17 protein-coding genes, 1 tRNA gene and 1 riboswitch are annotated in these 20245 nt (G+C 48.8%); of the genes, 16 read left to right on the top strand and 2 right to left on the bottom strand.

The window, feature by feature from the left end:
* Positions 1 to 4 precede the first annotated feature (4 nt).
* The 3 genes from ACE5LO_RS07590 to ACE5LO_RS07600 all read left to right on the top strand — a co-directional run bounded on the left by ACE5LO_RS07590 (position 5) and on the right by ACE5LO_RS07600 (position 3346).
* Positions 5 to 277, top strand: a complete 273-nt coding sequence (locus ACE5LO_RS07590) for a hypothetical protein (RefSeq protein ID WP_375519430.1) — start codon at positions 5 to 7, stop codon at positions 275 to 277.
* A gap of 254 nt (positions 278 to 531) precedes the next feature.
* Positions 532 to 616: riboswitch (cyclic di-GMP riboswitch) on the top strand.
* 82 nt (positions 617 to 698) lie between these two features.
* Positions 699 to 866 (top strand): hypothetical protein, encoded by a 168-nt coding sequence (locus tag ACE5LO_RS07595; protein ID WP_375519431.1) that lies wholly within the window; start codon positions 699 to 701, stop codon positions 864 to 866.
* Between the two features lie 359 nt (positions 867 to 1225).
* Positions 1226 to 3346 (top strand): right-handed parallel beta-helix repeat-containing protein, encoded by a 2121-nt coding sequence (locus ACE5LO_RS07600; RefSeq protein WP_375519432.1) that lies wholly within the window; start codon positions 1226 to 1228, stop codon positions 3344 to 3346.
* Positions 3347 to 3605: 259 nt separating this feature from the next.
* Here the strand turns inward: ACE5LO_RS07600 and ACE5LO_RS07605 are convergent, their stop codons facing one another.
* Positions 3606 to 3947: a GIY-YIG nuclease family protein gene (locus ACE5LO_RS07605; protein ID WP_375519433.1), complete on the bottom strand. Its 342-nt coding sequence runs from the start codon at positions 3945 to 3947 to the stop codon at positions 3606 to 3608.
* A 16-nt stretch (positions 3948 to 3963) separates the two neighbouring features.
* Positions 3964 to 4719, bottom strand: a complete 756-nt coding sequence (locus tag ACE5LO_RS07610; RefSeq protein ID WP_375519531.1) for a DUF2087 domain-containing protein — start codon at positions 4717 to 4719, stop codon at positions 3964 to 3966.
* 149 nt (positions 4720 to 4868) lie between these two features.
* Here ACE5LO_RS07610 and ACE5LO_RS07615 point away from each other — a divergent pair, with 149 nt between their 5' ends.
* The 13 genes from ACE5LO_RS07615 (at position 4869) to ACE5LO_RS07675 (ending at position 20180) form a co-directional block, all read left to right on the top strand.
* Positions 4869 to 4994, top strand: coding sequence for a hypothetical protein (locus ACE5LO_RS07615; protein ID WP_375519434.1), 126 nt, complete (start codon positions 4869 to 4871; stop codon positions 4992 to 4994).
* A gap of 548 nt (positions 4995 to 5542) precedes the next feature.
* Positions 5543 to 6436 (top strand): N-acetylmuramic acid 6-phosphate etherase, encoded by an 894-nt coding sequence (gene murQ / locus ACE5LO_RS07620; RefSeq protein WP_375519435.1) that lies wholly within the window; start codon positions 5543 to 5545, stop codon positions 6434 to 6436.
* Positions 6437 to 6449: 13 nt separating this feature from the next.
* Positions 6450 to 7901, top strand: a complete 1452-nt coding sequence (locus tag ACE5LO_RS07625) for a PTS transporter subunit EIIC (protein WP_375519436.1) — start codon at positions 6450 to 6452, stop codon at positions 7899 to 7901.
* A 58-nt stretch (positions 7902 to 7959) separates the two neighbouring features.
* A complete protein-coding gene (locus ACE5LO_RS07630) occupies positions 7960 to 9009 on the top strand; it encodes a DUF871 domain-containing protein (RefSeq protein WP_375519437.1) in 1050 nt (349 codons plus the stop codon).
* 49 nt (positions 9010 to 9058) lie between these two features.
* Entirely contained in the window at positions 9059 to 9919 is an 861-nt protein-coding gene (locus ACE5LO_RS07635) for a MurR/RpiR family transcriptional regulator (RefSeq protein ID WP_375519438.1), read from the top strand.
* Between the two features lie 743 nt (positions 9920 to 10662).
* Positions 10663 to 11169 (top strand): helix-turn-helix domain-containing protein, encoded by a 507-nt coding sequence (locus tag ACE5LO_RS07640; protein ID WP_375519439.1) that lies wholly within the window; start codon positions 10663 to 10665, stop codon positions 11167 to 11169.
* A gap of 196 nt (positions 11170 to 11365) precedes the next feature.
* Positions 11366 to 12337, top strand: coding sequence for a helix-turn-helix domain-containing protein (locus ACE5LO_RS07645; protein ID WP_375519440.1), 972 nt, complete (start codon positions 11366 to 11368; stop codon positions 12335 to 12337).
* A gap of 52 nt (positions 12338 to 12389) precedes the next feature.
* The gene (locus ACE5LO_RS07650; RefSeq protein ID WP_375519441.1) at positions 12390 to 12878 is read left to right on the top strand and encodes a DinB family protein; all 489 of its coding nucleotides are present in this window, start codon (positions 12390 to 12392) and stop codon (positions 12876 to 12878) included.
* A gap of 219 nt (positions 12879 to 13097) precedes the next feature.
* A tRNA-Pro gene (locus ACE5LO_RS07655) sits at positions 13098 to 13171 on the top strand.
* Positions 13172 to 13272: 101 nt separating this feature from the next.
* Entirely contained in the window at positions 13273 to 14988 is a 1716-nt protein-coding gene (locus tag ACE5LO_RS07660) for an ABC transporter ATP-binding protein (RefSeq protein WP_375519442.1), read from the top strand.
* Between the two features lie 383 nt (positions 14989 to 15371).
* Positions 15372 to 18260 carry a 2-oxoglutarate dehydrogenase E1 component gene (locus tag ACE5LO_RS07665; protein ID WP_375519443.1) on the top strand — a complete coding sequence of 963 codons (2889 nt, stop codon included), beginning with the start codon at positions 15372 to 15374 and terminating at the stop codon, positions 18258 to 18260.
* A gap of 5 nt (positions 18261 to 18265) precedes the next feature.
* On the top strand, positions 18266 to 19555 hold the full coding sequence (odhB, locus tag ACE5LO_RS07670; protein WP_375519444.1) for a 2-oxoglutarate dehydrogenase complex dihydrolipoyllysine-residue succinyltransferase: 1290 nt from the start codon (positions 18266 to 18268) through the stop codon (positions 19553 to 19555).
* Positions 19556 to 19646: 91 nt separating this feature from the next.
* Entirely contained in the window at positions 19647 to 20180 is a 534-nt protein-coding gene (locus ACE5LO_RS07675; RefSeq protein ID WP_375519445.1) for a YfiT family bacillithiol transferase, read from the top strand.
* Positions 20181 to 20245: the final 65 nt, after the last annotated feature.

A 20245-nucleotide genomic window follows, 5' to 3' on the forward strand; every position in this document is an offset into this window, starting at 1 on the left:
TGTTTTGCGAAAAAAATACAATACAAAATGGGCAATCACCTATAAGGGAAAGCATTACAAAAGCATATATGGGAAAAAGAAAGCTTATGATTTGTATGCCAAATTAAGCCAAATCCTGGATGGTTTGGAAATCGCACCTGCAACGAAGCGGGAGAAGCAGCAGCCTGTCATCGGTAAAGCAAGAAAAGATTATAACCGCCAATGGCGGGCGAATAACAAAGAAAAAGTGAAAGAATACAACAGGAAATATCGTTTGAAGCGAAAAGGGCCGGATTAATAAGTGAGAAGGGAAAACAGTTCTGAATTGAAAACGGGACTATTGGATTGTTGACTTAGTTCGATTTGGGAAAAAACCATTTGATGGCGGGGATTCAAACATAACATGTTTTGCTTACTTGCGACCAATGTAGTATACGGAACGAAATTCAGTACTAGAGGACTAACAAAGGTTGAATAATTTCTACAGAAATTATCAAATTCTTCTCTACAAGTTTCGTCAAACATTTTCTATCGTATACGGTATGATATTCCTAAAGAAATGGATGCGATGATTTTCGTTCCTTATCTGGGCACCTTAGGACGTTAGGAGCAAGTGGTGCAACCGGCCTTTCTACTTATATAAAAACAATTGTGGAATAATTTGTATTTTTGTAATAAAAAATAACAGTTCCCGTTGTTAGAGAGGAAGGTTGTGCAATATGCGTGATGACGGCAAGATAGTGCTGGAAGTAAAAGAAGTTCTCGATTATCTTGGTATAAACTATGACAAATGGAGAAAGTTTAGCGACGCGCATGAGGCACGTAACCGGAATCAGGCTGAAGACCCGATAGGCTTATTGCCTGAAAGGCATATTAATGATTTGTAGCCTTCCGCTGAACCTGCGTAAGCTTCTTCGTCTAACTTTACAAATTTTAAAATCTTCCCCATGCGCAGCAAGGAATCTGCTGCTTTTCTCCACGATTGCAAGGTAATAAAGACCCGGTATATTTCTCCTTCCAATGAACTAAATATAACAGAGTTAATTAAGTATTTGGCAGGACAAGTTTGCATGACCGGTAATGCAGAAGAGTAGGAGTCGGCCAGAATATCATCTGGCCGGCTTCTTAGTGCTCTAATGGGTAGAGACAAACTCCGGTGTGTTTAATTTAGATGATTTTATAAAACAGGCCTTTCTCCAATCTGAGAATAGTGCCTTTCGTTATGAAACAAAAAGGGGTGGGTAGGTTGGAAGAGAACAGAAATGGGGCGCTTGAAGAAATAGGTGTTAGAGTACAACAATTTGGTGCTAAAGGTGATGGTGAGGCTAATATAAAGGATTTTGGGGCGACAGGTAATGGAACAACCGACGATTATTCTGCACTTGTTAAAGTTTTACAAGAGTCCAATGACGTACTGTTACCCAGCGGAGTGTACCTTATTGGATCTGATGTGACTATAGATGTTACCAAACAATTGAGATTTGGTGCAAATGCATGTCTAAAACCTGCGAATGGTGTAACCATAACATTCAACGGTGGTATAGATGCTAATTATAGCTCTTGGATTTTTGATACCTCTCTGGGCGGAGTGATAGGAGGTAATCCACAAGTTGAGAAAGTTTCTGTACGTTGGTTCGGAACCTCATGGGCAAATGCATTTCAACTTGCTACAGATTTAGTAAGTTCTAATGGAGGAGGAAAGGTATTTATTCCTTCAGGAACTTATATATTTGATAAGAAAGTTACTCCCCGTAGTGGCGTACATTATGAAGGCAATGGAACTAGTACTGTGATAACAGCCTCTAAGCTTATGCTGGCAGTATTTCAAAACGATATAAATGGGCCAGACATTGATTCTGTCACATGGAAAAATATCCGTTTCGTCGGTGGTGTAGTCGATGAAGGGGAGTATCCTAGACATGAGAGAACCTCAAGTCCAAATATGCAAAACTCTATATATTTATCAGGTTCCCTGTTAGAAGGGATTAACTTCCCTAAAGTTTCTAATATAACTATACGTGAATGCTGGTTTGAAAATATAGAAACATTACCTTTTATACTCAGAGGGGTATCTGGAGAATCCAAGGTAACTGATTGCCATTTGTCTAATAATATGGATGCTGGATTTGTATGGTGTGAAACAGTTATCTTTACAGACAATTATATTACAAAATCCGCAGATAACGGTGTATCTATTTCCCGTGCCTGTGAGAAAGTTATATGTAATGATAATATTATCGATCTATCTTGTTATGCTGGTATCTGGCTTTCGGGTTGGTTATCTGGTGAACCTAATAATCCAGTTCCGGATGCTCCAGGACCTAAATACTTCGAGTGTTCGGGTAATACAATCACAAACTCAGGTATGAGTGGCATATCTTTAGCTGATGCACCTCAATACGGTTCGGTTGTCGGCAATACTATCGACACAGTATTCCGTGGGACTGTGGATGTGCCTCAGGATAACTATGGTAACGGGATTGTTATCAATAACTTCCCATCTACGGCATATAATAATGATGGTATTGAACTATATGCAGAAGGGATATTGGTGGCTGATAATACTATACGTAAAGCACAGAGAAATGGTATACACTTAAGAGGATCTAAAGGTGTCAAACTTAGTGACAACTTGATTATAGATTGCGGTGCGGAAACTTATCTAGACGGATCTGTTATTGGTGCTACAAACCGAGATAGAAATGTAGGCATCTGTTTAGATGCTACGGCCACCACAACTATCTCCAACATATTTATACTGGATAACGTAGTTATAGATACCAGACAGACACCTCTATGTAACTATGCAGTGATTGCTGTGGGAGTATCCAACTGTCAAGTTCTCGGAAACAGGCAGAGTAACCTAAGAAATCCTCTCATTTCGGGTTTATCTCAGGATATCGGTAATACAAACATACTTGAGAATGAATTGGTGGCACAATCTAACAGTGGTAATGTTACAGGGTATGTTGGTGCAGAGACGGGATCTAATAGACGTATGGGGTTTCTTAAGAAACCAGGAGTCATACCTATTTTAGCTATAGGCGCTTCAGCGGCATTAGAAGTACATGTTGCAGATAAACCAAACATAACAGACCCTGCTGCTAAATTAACCAAATTGTTTACTTTTTCAGGAAATGGTCGTATATATTTCGGCAATGATCTTAGCGTTGACCTTTTCCGGGAGGGTAATACACTAAAGACGTCTACTAACCTTAAAACATCACAAAACTTGCAAACGGAAAGTAGTGCTTGGAATGCGGGTCATTTGACTTTGGGCACTTATCATTTCTGGGTTGATGCAACTGGTAAACTCAGAATTAAAAATGGTTCACCTACGTCAGATACTGATGGTACGGTCGTGTAGGTTCATAAAAAATAGGAGCTGTCCCAAAAGTGTTCGCATGACATGGGAACATCCCAATTACAACATAAAAGGACCTCAAATCCACTGTATTAGTGGAGATTGAGGTCCTTTTTTCGAAGAAATTCGGTTTAACACATCCAGTCGGTGTATGATATTACGCTTTATTTATACTCATCTATTTCGTTTCTATGATATCAGTTTTTCTTGTTGCACGCCCTTGACTTAGACTGCTGACTCACAGGGAACTGATTTGCCTTATTTACATATACCCTTTATCTCCATACGGCTGAAGACGGTCCAGCCACACCTTTTCCAGCTTCTCCAGCGCATCCTTCGCATCAAAATAGCCGGACTCCGGTTTCTTTAGCACCTCCAGTACCTCGATTTCGAAGGCATCCTCTCCGTCCCTCGACCAATCGGCTTGCAGAGCGGCGTTCCGGCTTGAACCCATGTTCAGCTCAAATCGTTTGCCGTTCAGCGACTTTAAGTTGGGGGTGGAGCTGATGAACAGCTTTCCGGTTTTCTTATGGCGGATGCAGTACACCCCGGCTTCAATCTTGACTTCTTTATATTGTTCCACAAGTTCTTTTCTGCGGTTCATGATTCCCATCCCTTTCTTATTCGGCGACCCAGTACTGGCTGCCGTCCTCTTTGCGATCCATCAGGCCATACTCTATGAGATACCTGCGGACTGTAACATAATCATCGTAGGCGGAAGAGAGCACTTCGTTGACTTCCTTTTCGGTATACATTCTGCCCCGTTCAAATCGTTGGACAAGGTGGCGCAGGACGATCAGCTTATGCTTCTGCTGCAGATCGAACGTTTTCAGGCGGCCATCAGGTCCGTCCGGAAAATATTTGGCCAGCACCTTCTTATTTTCTTCGGCTGTAATGTTGTAGCGTTCATCGAGCATCGGAGCTTTCACCGGCACTTCAACGATGGCGGGAGCATGACGGTCCCGGTCCTTCTGCAGCTCCATCAGTGTCAGGAAAACTTTGGCCTGCCGTTCTTTCTCCTTCAAGGCAAAACGGTGATTCCGGATGGTGGACGCGCTGCCGATGCCCGTTTCCTTCTGCACCTCGCTATCGCTTTTTCCTTGATAAAAAAGGTGCAGCAGCCTGCTCTGATGCTCGGTCAGTCCGGTCAACTTCTTGTCGAGGCCGATGAGATAGTCGAAGACGGAGCCGTATTTTTGCACAATATGAAGCTTCATGTACCGTTCAGCGCTGTAAAAAACTCCGTCCTCCTGATAAATAATTCCTTCCTCCAACTCGGTCCCGTCCAGCAGACAGATATATTTATCGTCCTGCCGAATGTAGCCTTTTTTCAAATCATCTATATGAACACTCCAAAACAGCCCGGGTAAATCCAACATTATATAAACACCTCATTGAATTGTTTATTTATTATATAGATAATATAAAATTTTGTTTGTATTTTGTCAAATGTAAATGATATTTTTCTTTTACTATGTTGATATCCCTAGTAGTACTGTGAAATAAATCCTGAGGAGGCGAGAACATGTTCAGTCAATATGGGGAGTTATGTACCGAGGTATACAACCTGACCAAACCGGCCGGATATCAATACAACCGTAAGCCGGAGTATGCCGGACAAATGATAACTTATGAAGCCGTCAAGCCATAATGATGTTCCATGAAAGGATTATGCAATAAAGAGGTTAGTCTCGATGCTCAAGGGGATCTTGACAAAATTACGGAAGAAAGAGTGTGGAAATTAACGAGTCGAGGAAGTACTTCCATATAAAAAAAGGCCGTCCGAAGACGGCCTTTCCACCCGTGGCGCTATTGAAACCTTGATCCGCATCCCGCGCCTCCGTACCACTCTGTTGATTAGAGAGTAACGGATCGGGTAAGGGATACGTTCAACATGGGATTACTAATGTTGACGCACCTCCTTTCCTGATGTTTACACTTTATCATAGTAAGACTCCATTATCCAGTGTTTTGTAAAAAAAATTTTAAACGGGTAAAGAGGAGAATCCGGTCACGAGGAATAGTGGATGACCATGCTCAACTTGACCATTTTGGTAATATCCCACACTCGTTAAGTTTATATGAAAAAGGTAAATTGCTCGCTTCGTTTGAAATTTTATTACATAAATATTATTTTATATTGAAATTTTATTTCCGATAATGTAAACTGAGCTTTAATCAAAGAGGAGATGGTAGCTGTTGCTGGATAATTTGAAAACGGAAACAAGGAATCAGCGCTCGACGGATCTAGACCAACTGTCAACATTATCGGTCTTGGAGCTTATGCAGGAGGAAGATGCAAAAGTATCGTTGGCAATATGGGAGAAGCTTCCTGAAATCGAACGTGTAACGAAATGTGTTATCGAGAGCTTTAAGCAGGGGGGGCGGCTCATTTATACGGGAGCCGGTACAAGCGGTCGCATGGGAATTTTGGATGCCGTTGAATGCGTTCCGACCTTTGGTACTGACCCGGACATGGTGCAAGGAGTGATTGCCGGTGGCGATGAGGCCATCCGCATGGCGGTGGAAGGCGCGGAGGATTCAGTGGAACAGGGCATGAAGGACCTGGAAAAGCTTAATTTAAGCGACAAAGATATCGTTCTCGGTGTTGCAGCGAGCGGGCGAACCCCTTATGTCATTGGCGGGCTGCAATATGCGGCCGGGGTTGGAGCTGCCACGGCTAGCCTGGCATGCAATAAAGACGCTGAAATCAGCAACTACGCCGAATACCCGATTGAAATTATAACCGGTCCGGAGGTGTTAACGGGGTCTACTCGTCTAAAAGCCGGAACGGCGCAAAAGATGGTGCTCAATATGATTTCAACGGCGGCCATGATTGGTATCGGCAAAACGTACAGCAACTTCATGGTAGATGTCCAGCCAACTAACGAAAAGCTGGTAGTTCGGGCTAAATCGATGATCAGAGAGATTACAGGATGCGATTACGAAACCGCTTCCAGATATTACGAATTAAGCCGGCATCAAGTAAAGGTGGCCGTGATTATGCTGCTCGCGGGGCTGGACTATGAGGAAGCACAGAGGAAACTGCAAGAGGCGGACGGATTTATACGGCGGGCCTTACAACAAAAGTAAAGGGGATATGACCATGGCAAAAGAGAAGGATTTGGCCTTAGGCATTCTGGATTCGATCGACGGCATCCAAAACGTCGAGGTAGTAACCCATTGTATGACACGCGTCCGTCTTACCTTGCGGGATGTGGATGCCGCCGATATCGAGCGACTGAAAAAAGTGCCCGGCGTATTGGGCGTCGTTGTTGAATCCACCCTTCAAGTGATCGTGGGCCCGGGCATCGTCGGCAAGGTGGCGAATGAAATAGCCGATATCAGTGGAGTCGAGATGGGGGAGATCATCCCACTGAATGTGTCGGCTGCGGGCAGCGGACGGCCTGACCATAAAGCTGAAGCTTCCAGAATAGCGGCTGAAAACAAAGAAAAATATAAAAAACGGAATGATACGCCCATTAAAAATTTTCTGAGATCCATTGCCCACATCTTTATTCCATTAGTCCCTGCTTTTGTAGCCGCCGGGCTGCTGGCGGGAATCACCTCCGTTATTGCCAACTTTATCACGTCAGGGCATCTGAACGGGGAGGGCTGGCAGCAATTTAATCTGATCCTGAATGTGATCAAAAACGGCGTCTTCTCCTATATGGCGATTTTCGTAGGGATCAACTCTGCCAGGGAATTCGGCGCAAGCCCATCCTTGGGAGGAGTCATCGGGGGTGCCACACTGCTGACGGGAATGAAGCCGGAGCTGCCTATCATGAATCTGTTTACAGGCGAGCCGCTTATCGCCGGTCAAGGCGGGATTATTGGTGTTGTCCTGGCCGTGTGGATTTTATCTGTAATTGAGAAAAGATTGCATAAGATTATCCCCAATTCGATCGATCTGATCGTAACTTCCTTTCTTAGTGTGCTGGTGACCGGACTGTTGACCATTTTTCTGATCATGCCCTTTGCGGGTTTCGTCGCAAGCAATCTGCTGATCGCCGTCAACTGGATTCTGAACGTCGGGGGCGCAGTGTCCGGGTTTGTATTAGGCGGAATTTGGCTGGTCATGGTTATGCTGGGCATGCATCATATTATGACCCCCATTCATATTGAGCTTATCAACCAAACGGGGGTGACCGTACTGTTGCCGATCCTGGCGATGGCAGGAGCAGGGCAGGTGGGCGCGGCGCTTGCGCTTTGGATCCGCTGCTACAAAAACAAACCACTGATCAATATCATCAAAGGTGCCCTGCCAGTCGGTGTATTGGGCATCGGCGAGCCGCTCATTTACGGCGTGACCCTTCCGCTTGGAAAACCCTTTGTGACAGCATGTATTGGCGCCGGGTTCGGCGGAGCCGTGATCGGTTATTTTGGCAATGTCGGGGCCATTGCCATCGGAGCCTCCGGCATTGAAATGCTCCTGCTGATCGCGGACGGCAAATGGTGGATTTATTTGCTCGGCCTCGTAACGGCATACTTCTTCGGATTTTTGTGTACCTACTTGTTCGGTGTGCCAAAGGAAGCAAGACAGCCTAAAGAGGCGTAGTCGAAGCGAACTCATTCCGACTAAGGACCAGGGAAGAATTAAAAAGGAGTGATTTAAAGTGGGTGGCGTACTTGTTTCACTGACAGAGCAAAGCATCGATTGTACTTTGAAATACCTGGCCTTCATGCGGCAATACGGGTTTGATACGATTTTTACCTCCCTGCAAATGCCCGAGGAATCGCCTGACGAACTGTTTGAACCGCTGGGACGGATCGGCGGATTCGCAAAGGAGCATCAGATGATGCTGATGGTGGATGTGTCCCCGAGAGCCTTTCAAAATTTCTCGCTGGATCAACTTAGAGAGCGGGGTGTTACGGGGCTCAGAATCGATTATGGGATGGAAAATGACGAGATCGCCGCGCTTACTCATCATTGGCAGGTTTCTCTCAATGCCAGCACGATTGACCAGTCCTTTCTGAATGATCTCAGAAGACTTGGGGCTGACTTCAACGCTCTGGAGGCATGGCATAATTATTATCCCCGTCCGGAGACAGGGCTTGAATGGAGCACGTTCAAAGCACAAAACGAATGGCTAAAATCACAGGGTCTTAAGGTTGGGGCCTTCATTCCGGGGGATGGGCAGCTGCGGGGGCCCTTATACGAGGGATTGCCCACGCTGGAGCAGCACCGGCATCAATCGCCGTTTGCCAGCTATCTGGAGCTGCTTATCGAAGGAGCGGTGGATCTTGTAGTCATTGGAGATTTATCGCTTGGCGAGTGGTCGATGTCGCAGTTTATTTCATGGCATGAAGGCACCGTGCTGCTTGGTGTCCGTGATCAGCGCCCGTCTCATGTGTGGAGCGAAGTTCATCATAACCGGCCGGATATCGCGCGCGACGTCATTCGCTCGGAGGATGCGCGAAGACATTTTAAAGGAAATATCCCGCCTGCCAATTGTGTAGAACGGCCGTCTGGAGCCTTGACCCTGGATAATGACCATTACAAACGTTATAAAGGAGAGTTTCAAATCGTACTGAATCCTTTACCGCCTGATGATCGTGTAAACGTCATCGGATATGTGATCCAGGAAGATCTTCCTTTGCTGCGTTTTCTGCAAAAAGGAAGGTATTCCTTCCGTTTTCTTGCCAGAGAATCGGATCGGGAATAATATTAAAGTGAGTATTGAGATAGTATAAAAATAAAATGGAGGCGTTGGTGTGGGTGTTGGTCAAATATTGTCACGAATTGAAAATGTGATGCCTAAATTGACGCAATCCGAGCAAAAGGTGGCGCGGTTTGTCCTGTCTGCTCCGGAAGAAGTCGTATTTATGTCGGTGCACGAGATGGCGGATCGCTCCCTTTCCAGCAGCGCTTCCGTTGTCCGCTTTTGCCGCTCCATGGGTTTGAAAGGTTTTCCGGAATTAAAAGTGGCGTTATCGGCCGACCTGGCCAATGACCAAAAGTCCGGTTACTATGATTTGAACAAGAACGACAGCTCGGCCAATCTGGTCGATAAAATTCTTTCCAATGCGGTGCAGTCCCTGAGAGACACGGTGGGCCTGCTTGATATCGAAATGATAGAGAAGGCGGCGCAAAGCCTCTACAACGCTCCGGCAATTTTCGCTTACGGCGTAGGTGCTTCGGCATTGGTGGCGGAGGACATCGCGCAAAAATGGCTGCGTTTGGGAAAGAACGCTTATGCTCTGTCGGATGTGCATGTTCTGACGATGAGCATGGCGAACGCGCCCAAGGGCAGCGTTTTTATAGGAATATCTTATAGCGCGTCTACCAGGGAAGTATTGCAATTAATGAAGTTCGCCAATAAAACCGGGCTGGTAACGATCAGCTTTACCGGATTCGGACGGAGCGAGCTTTCAGAAATCAGCGATTTCAGCCTGTATACTTCCCTGGCTCCGGAAGCGAAAGTCAGAAGCGCGGCGACCGGCTCCAAGCACAGCCAATTTTTCATTATTGACGTGCTGTATTACGTTTGTGCTTCAATGGATATCGAGACTTCGCTCGACAAAATTCAAAAGACCAGGGATGCGATTCAGGATTTGAAGCAGATCGAGGAATAAATGAAATGATTATACCTGTATGAAAAAACGCTGATCCCTTCAGCGTTTTTTTTCATATTAGTAACGGAATATCGTGCACGATAAGGTGCTAGTATTTTAATGCGAATTTTTTGATTTAAGGTAAAAGTATCCTTTAATCTGCGCTCATATATACACATAGTCCTGATGAAATGGTACAATATTCCTATGTTTTAATGAAGAGATTGCTATAGGGATGACTTTAAAGCACGAACTGGCACAAGTATGCATAAGTCGAGCGGAAAAATTGCTCTCTCAAGAAACCATAGATGATGACTCCTCACATGAACTTGATGTGTGTATAAAAGCCATTGAGTTTGCAGGTACTCTTTTGGGCGATCATATAAATCGATGTAATGAGATTATAAGTCAGATGGAGGTACATGAAGAATTGGATTACTTGAGACAGGAGTTTCATTCATTCATTAAATTTCAGTGATGCCGGTTGCATATGAATGAATTACCAATGTACACCGAGAACAAACTTATGCTTTACCAGTTGGTTTATAGGTTAACGAAGTGTGAATCCTCGCATTTTTGCGGCCATTAACCATACGTGACTGAAGATGCATAAACGAAAGGGACAATTTCGGGCGTAAAATCATGGGCCCCTAGTGCACTATTTCATAAGTTCGTTCTCTGAGAAAAATGACATATGACGTGTGGTGAAACTTGGTGCGAGATAGTTAATAAAAGAAAGAGCCAATCACACCAAGGTGAGTTTGATGAAATCCATTCGATTGACGACCAAAGAGCGAAAACGGATTAGAAAAATGATGCTCGGTCAAAAGATCGCCTTACGTCTGAAACAACGGGCCACCATCATTTGGAAATTAGCGATGGAGCATGCTTCTGTCACGCAAGTTGCCATGGAGGTCGGCGTGACGGAGAAAACAGTACGTAAATGGCGCGATCGCTTTGCCCAGGAACGCATCCCCGGACTAGAAGATGCTCCACGCTCGGGCACACCCGCTACGTTTGACCCGGTACAACGGTGCGAAGTCATCGCCATTGCCTGTGATAAACCGGAACATCACGGGTTGTCCGGTCAAGTCTGTTGGACCTATGACACGTTAACGGAAGTCGTGCAACGAGAAGTTGACGGCCCTTCCATAAGCCGTTCCAGCGTGTGGCGGACTCTCGAAGAAAACGCCCTCAAGCCCCACCGGCAGACGTTATGGTTGCACACCTTTCGCCGAGTCCCCTCAAGCCTTGGTCCGCATGCTCATTGACCAAATTCCCTTTGCCCTTGCCGACCTGTAGGTCAGCTTTTTTTGCACGGTACGGACTTTTGAAATGTTCTACTAGGAGGGATAGTTATAAACCGTGCTTATTCCGGTCATCTCCGCTACTTTATGTAGATGCCCAAATTCGCTTCAATAAACATAAGACTGAAGATTGTATAGCAATCACAGGGAGGGTCAGCATATGGATTACAGATTGCATTCGTTGTTTCAGCCTTTACAGATTAATGGCACTACTCCGGGAAGCAGATATGTTGAATGTCTCCCTTCCGCTGCGGTGCTCCCGTACGTGGCTTGCTACTGGGAATCAGGTACGGAAGAGTGGACGATAGATGGATTAGCTGAGCTAAATGAGCTGGATGTGATGGAAGATGTGTCTGTAACTGCCAGGGTATTGCCAGACGGCTGCTCGGATATCCTGATAACCAACGATCTTATGCAGGGAGAACTGGACATGTCGTATTGCGGTAATTATACACAGCCTTTCGCGTTTTATAAGGAGCCCTCAAAGGCAGCGGCAACAAACGGGACAGGGACTGGGTATACCTTTGGGGTACGCTTTTTTCCGGGCGGGGCGCGGGTCTTCCATGGTATGGCTCTGGATGAGTTCACAGACCGGCGGATTCCGCTGGAGCAGTGCTGGCCGGGGACCGTAGGAGAATTGCAGGAGCTGCGTGAACGGATGCAGCAGACGACAAGCTTCCGAGAGCGGGTTCGACTAATAGATGCCTATCTGAATAGATGGCTGAATGATGCGCTGTTGTATCGTCGTATGCCTGGGAGCGATCTGCTTAAGAATGTGCTGCACCGTATATTCACGAGCAGAGGTCAGAGCAGCATTAAGGAGCTTGCTACACTGGAGACCGTTAGTGAACGGCAGTTGCACCGCAGCTTTAAGCCATGGATCGGTATCAGCCCAAAGCGCTTTAGTGAGGTGGTGCGCTCTCATCAGGTGCTGGCTTGTATTCAGCGGGGAAATGTCCACGATTGGCCCGAAATAGCTTTGGCATACGGCTACTTTGATCAGGCCCATCTGATTCGGCATTTTCGGGCTTGGTATGGTGCGACTCCAGGTGTAGCAGCGCAGGAGCATCAGCAAAAGTTGTCCGTTATGTACAATACATCCAGAATTTCTTCCGGTAGATTGAGATCATGAGCTGTAACATTCGATCTATGAAAGCTCAAACAAAGTAAAGGGGAGACGAAAGATGAGTGGAACTTTTCAGATGCGCGATCATTTGCTGCAGGAGCTGGAGACGGGTACAAGAACAGGAGCGGGGCTAATTCGCCGTATCCGTCCTGAGGACTGGGCTTATCGGCCACAAAATAATATGCGTTCCTTGCAGGAACTGGTGCATCATTTCGTACAGATTACTGCCTCGGACCTCGCAATAATGCAGGCACAGGGAGAAGCTGAGGTGGCTGAGGTGGAGAACCGCCTGTCTGGGCTGGATGATCCTGAGCGCTTGGCGGCAGCTTTGTGGCGCAACTACGAGACGTATAAGAATTATATCGTGTCATTGAGCGAAGAAGACCTGCTGAACCACTCGACCAAGGCGTTCTATGCAGAGCAAGGGCACTTACAGGCCCAGTGGCAGATCGAGACGCTAACGCACGTTTTCCATCACCGCTCACAGCTGTATAACTATCTGAAGCAGTTGGGGCATGAGCTGCATTTTACAATGCTGTATATGTAAGTGAATTGCTTAAAGGATTCAAGAATCGAAAATATTTTATTTGTAAAAAACATGTAATATTAATATGCGATCTGCTTGCGTCAATGCCGACGCGGGTGGGTCGCTTTTATCTTGCGTGGATGCGCGCCTATCCGGTATAATATGGTACATACGATGATTGAACATCGGTCCTCCGCAGAGACAAACGTTGATCTGACGCGGTTTACCGCAAAATATTACCGGGGTATAGCGCAGTCTGGTAGCGCGCACCCTTGGGGTGGGTGAGGTCGTGGGTTCAAATCCCGCTACTCCGATATGCTTCTTGATCATGTCCTGCTGACGCTATACAGCGCGGCGGGACATTTTCATTCTGCTCGCCCTTCCCTCAGAAATACATAGAGAAAGAAGGTATAGGATGCTCCGCCGATTTTTCAGCTATTATCTGCCTTACCGGCCGCTCTTTATTCTGGATTTCACGTGTGCCGTCTTTGCCGCGCTACTGGAGCTGGGTTTTCCGCTTGCGGTCAATTATGTCGTGGATAAACTGCTTCCACAAGGAGAGTTGCGGTCGATTCTGTTGGCTTGCCTGGGGCTGCTGGGCATTTATGCATTAAATACAGTGATGCAGTATATTGTGAACTATTGGGGGCACATGCTGGGCATCAATATTGAGACAGACATGCGCCGCAAGCTGTTCGAGCATATGCAGAAGCTGTCCTTCCGTTTCTTCGATAACAACAAGACAGGTACGCTGATGTCACGGATTACGAATGATCTGATGGAAATCGGCGAAATGGCGCACCATGGACCAGAGGATTTGTTTATTGCGATTATGACGCTGCTGGGTGCCTTTACGCTGATGTCGTTTATTCACCTGGAGCTGGCGCTTCTGATCTTTGCAGTGATTCCACTGCTGATCTGGCTGTCGATCTATTTCAATAAAAAAATGACGCGGGCGTTTGACGGCATGTACAGCAGCATGGGCGAATTCAATTCCCGTGTGGAAAATACGATTGGCGGCATTCGTGTTGTACAGGCTTTCTCGAATGAAGAGTTTGAAAAGCAAAGATTCAATCATGACAACGGCCGCTTCCGCGCAGCCAAGCTGACGGCCTATAAAATTATGTCCAAGGGCCTATCCATGAGCTATGTGCTGACCCGGCTTGTATCTCTCTTCGTCCTGATCAGCGGCGCTTATTACGTCATTCGCGGAGAGCTCACCTATGGCGAATTTGTCGGCTTTATCCTGCTGTCCAACGTATTTTTCCGGCCTATTGATAAAATCAACGCCATCATTGAGAGTTATCCCAAGGGTATAGCGGGCTTCAAGCGCTTTACAGCGCTGATGGACATGGAGCCGGAGGTGGCGGATTTTCCAGAGGCCGTGGAAGTGGAGAACCTGAAAGGGGATATCCGCTACCGCGGAGTGAGCTTCGGGTATGGGGAGAAGGAAAAGGTACTGCAGAACATCCATCTTGATATCCGGGCTGGTGAGACGGTTGCTTTTGTAGGACCCTCAGGTTCGGGCAAAACGACGATCTGCAGCCTGCTGCCCCGTTTCTATGACGTCGACAGCGGCGCCATTACGGTGGATGGAATGGACATCCGGCAGATGACCCTGTCCTCCTTGCGCCGTCAGATCGGCATCGTGCAGCAGGATGTATTTCTGTTCTCCGGCACCATCCGCGAAAATATCGGCTACGGCAAGCTGGATGCCAGCGACAAGGAGATTTGGGAAGCGGCGCGCAGAGCGCAGCTTGTGGATTTTATCCGTTCCCAGCCTGATGGGATGGATACGGTCATCGGCGAGCGGGGTGTGAAGCTGTCGGGCGGGCAGAAGCAAAGGCTGGCCATTGCGCGCATGTTTTTGAAAAATCCGCCGATCCTCATCCTGGACGAGGCTACATCCGCGCTGGATACGGAGACGGAGGCCGCAATCCAGCAGTCCCTTGCGGAATTGTCCGAAGGCAGGACAACACTGGTCATTGCCCACCGGCTGGCGACCATCAAGAATGCGGACCGGATCATCGTCGTCACCGAGCAGGGGGTTACCGAGCAGGGCAGACATGATGATTTGATCGCATCCGGAGGAGTGTACAGCCGTTTGCATGCCGCCCAGTTCGGCTCATGACCTGTCATCTGAATTTACCCTATAGAGTAAAAGGCCAATCCGCTGGATATCCGTGGATTGGCCTTTTAAAATTTTATTTATTATAATGGGAAATGGCCTGATCCATATCAAATTTGCATTAATATGTTGAAAAATAGGAAATGTTATCGGAGTGCAAAATTTTATACAATGGTAATTAGGAAGGAAAGCGCTTATAAAATTGATAGGCAGTCTTGCACTCCAGGAAATGCCGGAGCATACGCATTTTCTTCCTCTTAAACTCAAGAATGAACTCTGTGAAACGGATGATGGACGGAGTTTTGTAATAGGCTGGAAATGAGCACGTTGATTTAAAGACCGATTCCGTCCAGCGATGAATCCCAAAACATGACGAAGGGAACGAGATGACGATGGCAGACAGTGACAGACAAGTGCCATGGCAGACGTATTACGGACCGAACCTGGGGTATGTGCAGGAGCAGTATGAAAATTTCATCAAGGATCCGGCTTCCGTGGATCCGACGTACCGGCAGCTTTTTGAACAGTGGGGTGAACCTCCTCAGTCGGAGGGGAGCAATGTTCCCGTATTTTCCGAAAGACAGGGGGGGACCACGGTTGTACTGCCGGCGGTCGATACAGGTCTATTGCAGAAAGCGGTTACAGCGGGCAAACTGGTCTCGAATATTCGCGCTTATGGCCATCTCGCAGCCGATATTGACCCATTGGGATTGAGTCCGAAGGCGGACACCGGATTGCTTGAACCGGAGTTTTACGGGCTGACAGAGCAGGATTTGAAGGCTTTTCCTGCTTCTTTGATCTGGGACGCTGCTCCCCAGGATGCCCTCAACGGATGGGATGCCGTTCAAAAGCTGCGTGAAGCCTATACGGGCCCATTGGCGTTTGAATTTACGCATATCCATGATGAGAAGGAAAGGGACTGGCTGAATCGCAAGGCGGAATCGGGCTTGAGCGAAGAGTCGTTAAACGTCGAGGAACGGAAGGCTCTGCTCGGCAGGCTGGTTGAAGTGGAGCAGTTTGAGGAATTTTTGCATAAAACCTTCGTCGGACAGAAGCGCTTCTCAATCGAAGGCAATGACGCGCTTGTACCCCTGATTGATGAAGTGGTGCACAGCGTTATCCAGGCCGGCGCAAGCCATGTCCTGATGGGGATGGCCCACAGGGGGCGGCTGAATGTGCTGGCTCATGTGTTGGGCAAACCGTACAGCAAAGTCTTTGCCGAGTTCCACCATTCCCCGAACAAGGATATGATTCCGTCCGAAGGCTCGACCGGCATCAATTACGGCTGGACAGGGGACGTGAAATACCATCTGGGAGCCGACAGATATGTGAAAGAAGGAGAAGCTGTCCGTGCGCGTCTGACGCTGGCGAACAACCCAAGCCATCTGGAATATGTGAATCCGGTGGTGCAGGGATACGCACGCGCGGCGCAGGAGGACCGCAGCGCCCCGGGATATCCGGTACAGGATGTCAACAAGGCTGCAACCATCCTTATGCATGGCGACGCGGCTTTCCCAGGGGAAGGCATTGTTGCGGAAACGCTGAACTTTAAAGGCTTGAGAGGCTTCAGCAATGGCGGAACCATTCATATTATCGTAAACAACAGGCTCGGCTTTACGACTGACAGCAGCGATTCCAGATCGACTCATTATGCAAGTGATCTGGCCAAGGGCTTCGAAATTCCGATCATTCATGTGAATGCGGATAATCCGGAGGCCTGCATCGCTGCGGCGCGTATTGCGGCCGAATACCGGAATATATTCAAGAAGGATTTCCTGATTGATCTGATCGGCTACCGCCGCTACGGCCATAACGAGACGGATGATCCGGAAACAACCCAGCCGCTCGTTTACCGCAAGGTGAAGAAGCATCCGACAGTTAGCAATTTATATGGCAAATACCTGGCGGAGCAGGGCGTGGTGGACGCATCCTTCCGCAGCAGCCTGGTGGAAGAAGTGCAGACCCGGCTGAAGTCGGCGCATGAAGAAGCGAAGAATCATCCGAAGGAAGAGCCGGTGGAAGACAAGCAGCGTGCAGAGGGCGACAAGCTTAAGCTTCAGACCGGTGTTCCGGCAGCCCAACTGCAAGAATTGAACGAAGCCTTGCTGAAATGGCCGGCCAATTTCCGGGTGTATCCGAAGCTCTCCAAGATTCTGCAGCGCCGGAAAAGCGCCTTTAATGCAGGCGAGAAAATCGACTGGAGCCTTGCGGAGACACTGGCCTTCGCCAGCATTCTGGCGGATGGCAAGCCGATCCGTATGACAGGCCAGGACGCGGAGCGGGCTACCTTCGCCCACCGCAACCTTGTGCTGCATGATCCGGAGACCGGAGACGTATTCAGCCCGCTGCATGCTCTGCCGCAGGCCAAAGCCTCCTTCGCGATCTATAACAGCCCGCTGTCGGAAGCGGGAGTGCTTGGCTTTGAATACGGCTATAACGTATATTCACCGGAGACGATGGTCATCTGGGAGGCGCAATTCGGGGACTTTGCCAACTGCGCGCAGGTGATTTTCGACCAGTTTATCTCTGCAGGGCAGGCCAAATGGAGACAAAAATCCAGCCTTGTCATGCTTCTCCCGCACGCTGCCGAAGGGCAAGGGCCGGAGCATACGAGCGCCCGACTGGAGCGTTTCCTGCAGCTGGCTGCGGGAGACAACTGGACCGTGGCCAATCTGAGCAGCGCAGCCCAGTATTTCCATCTGCTGCGCAGCCAGGCGGCTCTTAGCGGCACAGAGCAGGCGCGACCGCTCGTGATGATGTCGCCGAAGAGCCTGATTCGCAACAACCGTGTCGCATCGCCGGCCTCCGAGCTCAGTGATGGCTCGTTCCGCCCGATCCTGGAACAGCCGGGGCTGGGAGGACGCGCTGACCGTGTAGAACGTATCGTGCTCTGCAGCGGCAAAATGGCCATCGATCTGGAAGAAGCGCTGGAGAAGGAAGGCGGCGAGGAGCTTGACTGGCTTCATATTATCCGTGTGGAGCAGCTGTTTCCTTTCCCTGAGCAGGAAATCCGGGCTGTAATGAAGCGGTTTGGCAAGGTGAAGGAGTTGCTGTGGGTGCAGGAGGAGCCGAAAAATATGGGCGCCTGGACTTACATGGAGCCCCGTCTGCGGGCCGTGGCTCCTAAGGGGGCTGTGGTGAACTACCAGGGCAGGCCGGAGCGTTCAAGCCCTGCGAGTGGTTATCAGCACATACATGTAATGGAGCAGCAGAGCATTATTCAGTCCGCGCTGAAGAAAATATCGAATAAAACCAACATTCCACTGGGGAGGTAGCGTCTGTGAGCGAGATTAAAGTACCCGCAATGGGGGAATCCATTACTGAAGGAACAATTTCCAGATGGCACGTTAAAGAAGGGGATGCGGTATCCCAGGGAGATGTCCTGCTGGAGCTGGAAACGGATAAAGTCAATCTGGAGATCAGCGCCGAAGAGTCCGGCGTGCTTGAGAAAATTGTCCGTCAGGAAGGGGAGACGGTAGAAATCGGAGAATCCGTTGGCTTGATCGGCAGCGGCGCGGGTGTGAGCCCTGCGGCTCCTTCTGCCAACATGGAGGCAGCTTCGGCCCTGGCAGACGTTAGCTCCCCTTCCGTTCCTCCCAAGGGTGACGACAAGCAATTCGCCGGTAGTGGCGCGGCAGTTGTGCCGCCGCCAAGCGACAGTTCGCAGAAGGCCTCCCCGTCCGCCCGCAAGCTGGCGCGTGAGCGCGGCATTGATCTGGGTGAAGTTCAGGGAAAAGATCCAATCGGCCGGATTTACCAGGACGACGTAAAAGCCCACACGTCTGGCGCAGCTCCGTCTGCGCAGCCGTCTGCACCGGCGGCTTCAGCCAAACCGGCGGCCGCAGCCCAGCCGGAAGGCGGGTACGGCAAACCGGTTGAGCGCCAACGGATGAGCCGCCGCCGGGCAACCATCGCCAAGCGTCTGGTGGAAGCACAGCATACGGCAGCGATGCTGACCACCTTTAACGAGGTCGATATGACGGCGATCCTGGAGGTGCGCAAGCGCAGAAAAGACAAATTCAAGGAAAAGCATGATGTCGGCCTGGGCTTTATGTCCTTCTTCACGAAGGCAGTAGTCGGTGCGCTCAAACAGTTCCCGATGGTGAATGCGGAAATTGACGGCGAAGAAGTTGTCCTGAAGAAATTTTATGATATCGGGATCGCCGTTTCCGCCAAGGAAGGTTTGGTTGTGCCGGTTGTGCGGGATGCGGACAGACTCGGATTTGCGGAAATCGAGAAAAGCATTGCCGAGCTGGCGAGCAAGGCGCGTTCCAATACGCTGTCCTTGTCTGATCTGCAGGGCGGCACCTTTACAATTACCAATGGCGGGGTATTCGGTTCCTTGCTCTCAACGCCAATTCTGAACACCCCTCAGGTGGGTATTCTGGGCATGCACAAGATCCAAATCCGTCCGGTAGCCATTGATGCGGAACGCATGGAGAACCGTCCTATGATGTATATTGCCTTGTCCTATGATCACCGCATTATCGACGGCAGCGAAGCTGTACGCTTCCTGGTGACGGTCAAGGAACTGCTGGAGGATCCTGAATCGCTTTTGTTGGAAGGATAATATATTTAAAATGTTGAACTAATTAAGGCAGGCTGCTGTAGAGCGGTCTGCCTTTTTTAGAATATTGTATATGGAGAGGTCTGGTGATCCTATGAGCGCGGAATGGAAGGATAGATATCCAATTGGGGAATTTGAAGCGCCTAAACAAATCACGGATGAATTGCTGCAATCCTGGATCAAGGACATCGCCGAACTGCCAGCCAAGCTCCTTGCTGCTGTCCAGGGACTGGACGAAACGCAGCTTGACACTCCCTATCGCGAGGGAGGCTGGACGGTGCGTCAAGTGGTTCACCATGTGGCAGATAGCCATATGAACAGCTATGTACGGTTCAAGCTGGCTTTGACGGAAGACGGACCCACCATCAAGCCGTATGACGAAGGCCGCTGGGCGGAGCTTCCCGATGCCAGACAATTGCCTGTTGAGGTATCGCTGAGCCTGCTGGACTCGCTGCATGAACGGTGGACGATGCTGCTGCAATCCTTCGGGCCCGAGCAGTTCCGCCGTTCGTTTATGCATCCGGAATCGGGTGTGGTCAGTCTGGAGACGGCCACAGGGCTGTATGCCTGGCATGGAAGACATCATACGGCTCATATCACATCGTTGGCGAAGCGGATGGGCTGGTAAGTCTTGGTGCATATATTGCAATGAAAAGAGCATCCTCGGCCTTTTTCGGGCGTCAAGGATGCTCT

It is taken from the genome of Paenibacillus medicaginis, from assembly GCF_042138635.1.
Classification (GTDB): Bacteria; Bacillota; Bacilli; order Paenibacillales; family Paenibacillaceae; genus Paenibacillus; species Paenibacillus medicaginis.

Bases quoted from the DNA above. Each gene is read 5' to 3' on its own strand.
- ACE5LO_RS07595 (WP_375519431.1), top strand. From the start codon at position 699: ATGCGTGATGACGGCAAGATAGTGCTGGAAGTAAAAGAAGTTCTCGAT.
- ACE5LO_RS07605 (WP_375519433.1), bottom strand. From the start codon at position 3,947: ATGAACCGCAGAAAAGAACTTGTGGAACAATATAAAGAAGTCAAGATT.
- ACE5LO_RS07615 (WP_375519434.1), top strand. From the start codon at position 4,869: ATGTTCAGTCAATATGGGGAGTTATGTACCGAGGTATACAACCTGACC.
- ACE5LO_RS07625 (WP_375519436.1), top strand. From the start codon at position 6,450: ATGGCAAAAGAGAAGGATTTGGCCTTAGGCATTCTGGATTCGATCGAC.
- ACE5LO_RS07640 (WP_375519439.1), top strand. From the start codon at position 10,663: ATGAAATCCATTCGATTGACGACCAAAGAGCGAAAACGGATTAGAAAA.
- ACE5LO_RS07645 (WP_375519440.1), top strand. From the start codon at position 11,366: ATGGATTACAGATTGCATTCGTTGTTTCAGCCTTTACAGATTAATGGC.
- ACE5LO_RS07650 (WP_375519441.1), top strand. From the start codon at position 12,390: ATGAGTGGAACTTTTCAGATGCGCGATCATTTGCTGCAGGAGCTGGAG.
- ACE5LO_RS07660 (WP_375519442.1), top strand. From the start codon at position 13,273: ATGCTCCGCCGATTTTTCAGCTATTATCTGCCTTACCGGCCGCTCTTT.
- ACE5LO_RS07665 (WP_375519443.1), top strand. From the start codon at position 15,372: ATGACGATGGCAGACAGTGACAGACAAGTGCCATGGCAGACGTATTAC.
- ACE5LO_RS07675 (WP_375519445.1), top strand. From the start codon at position 19,647: ATGAGCGCGGAATGGAAGGATAGATATCCAATTGGGGAATTTGAAGCG.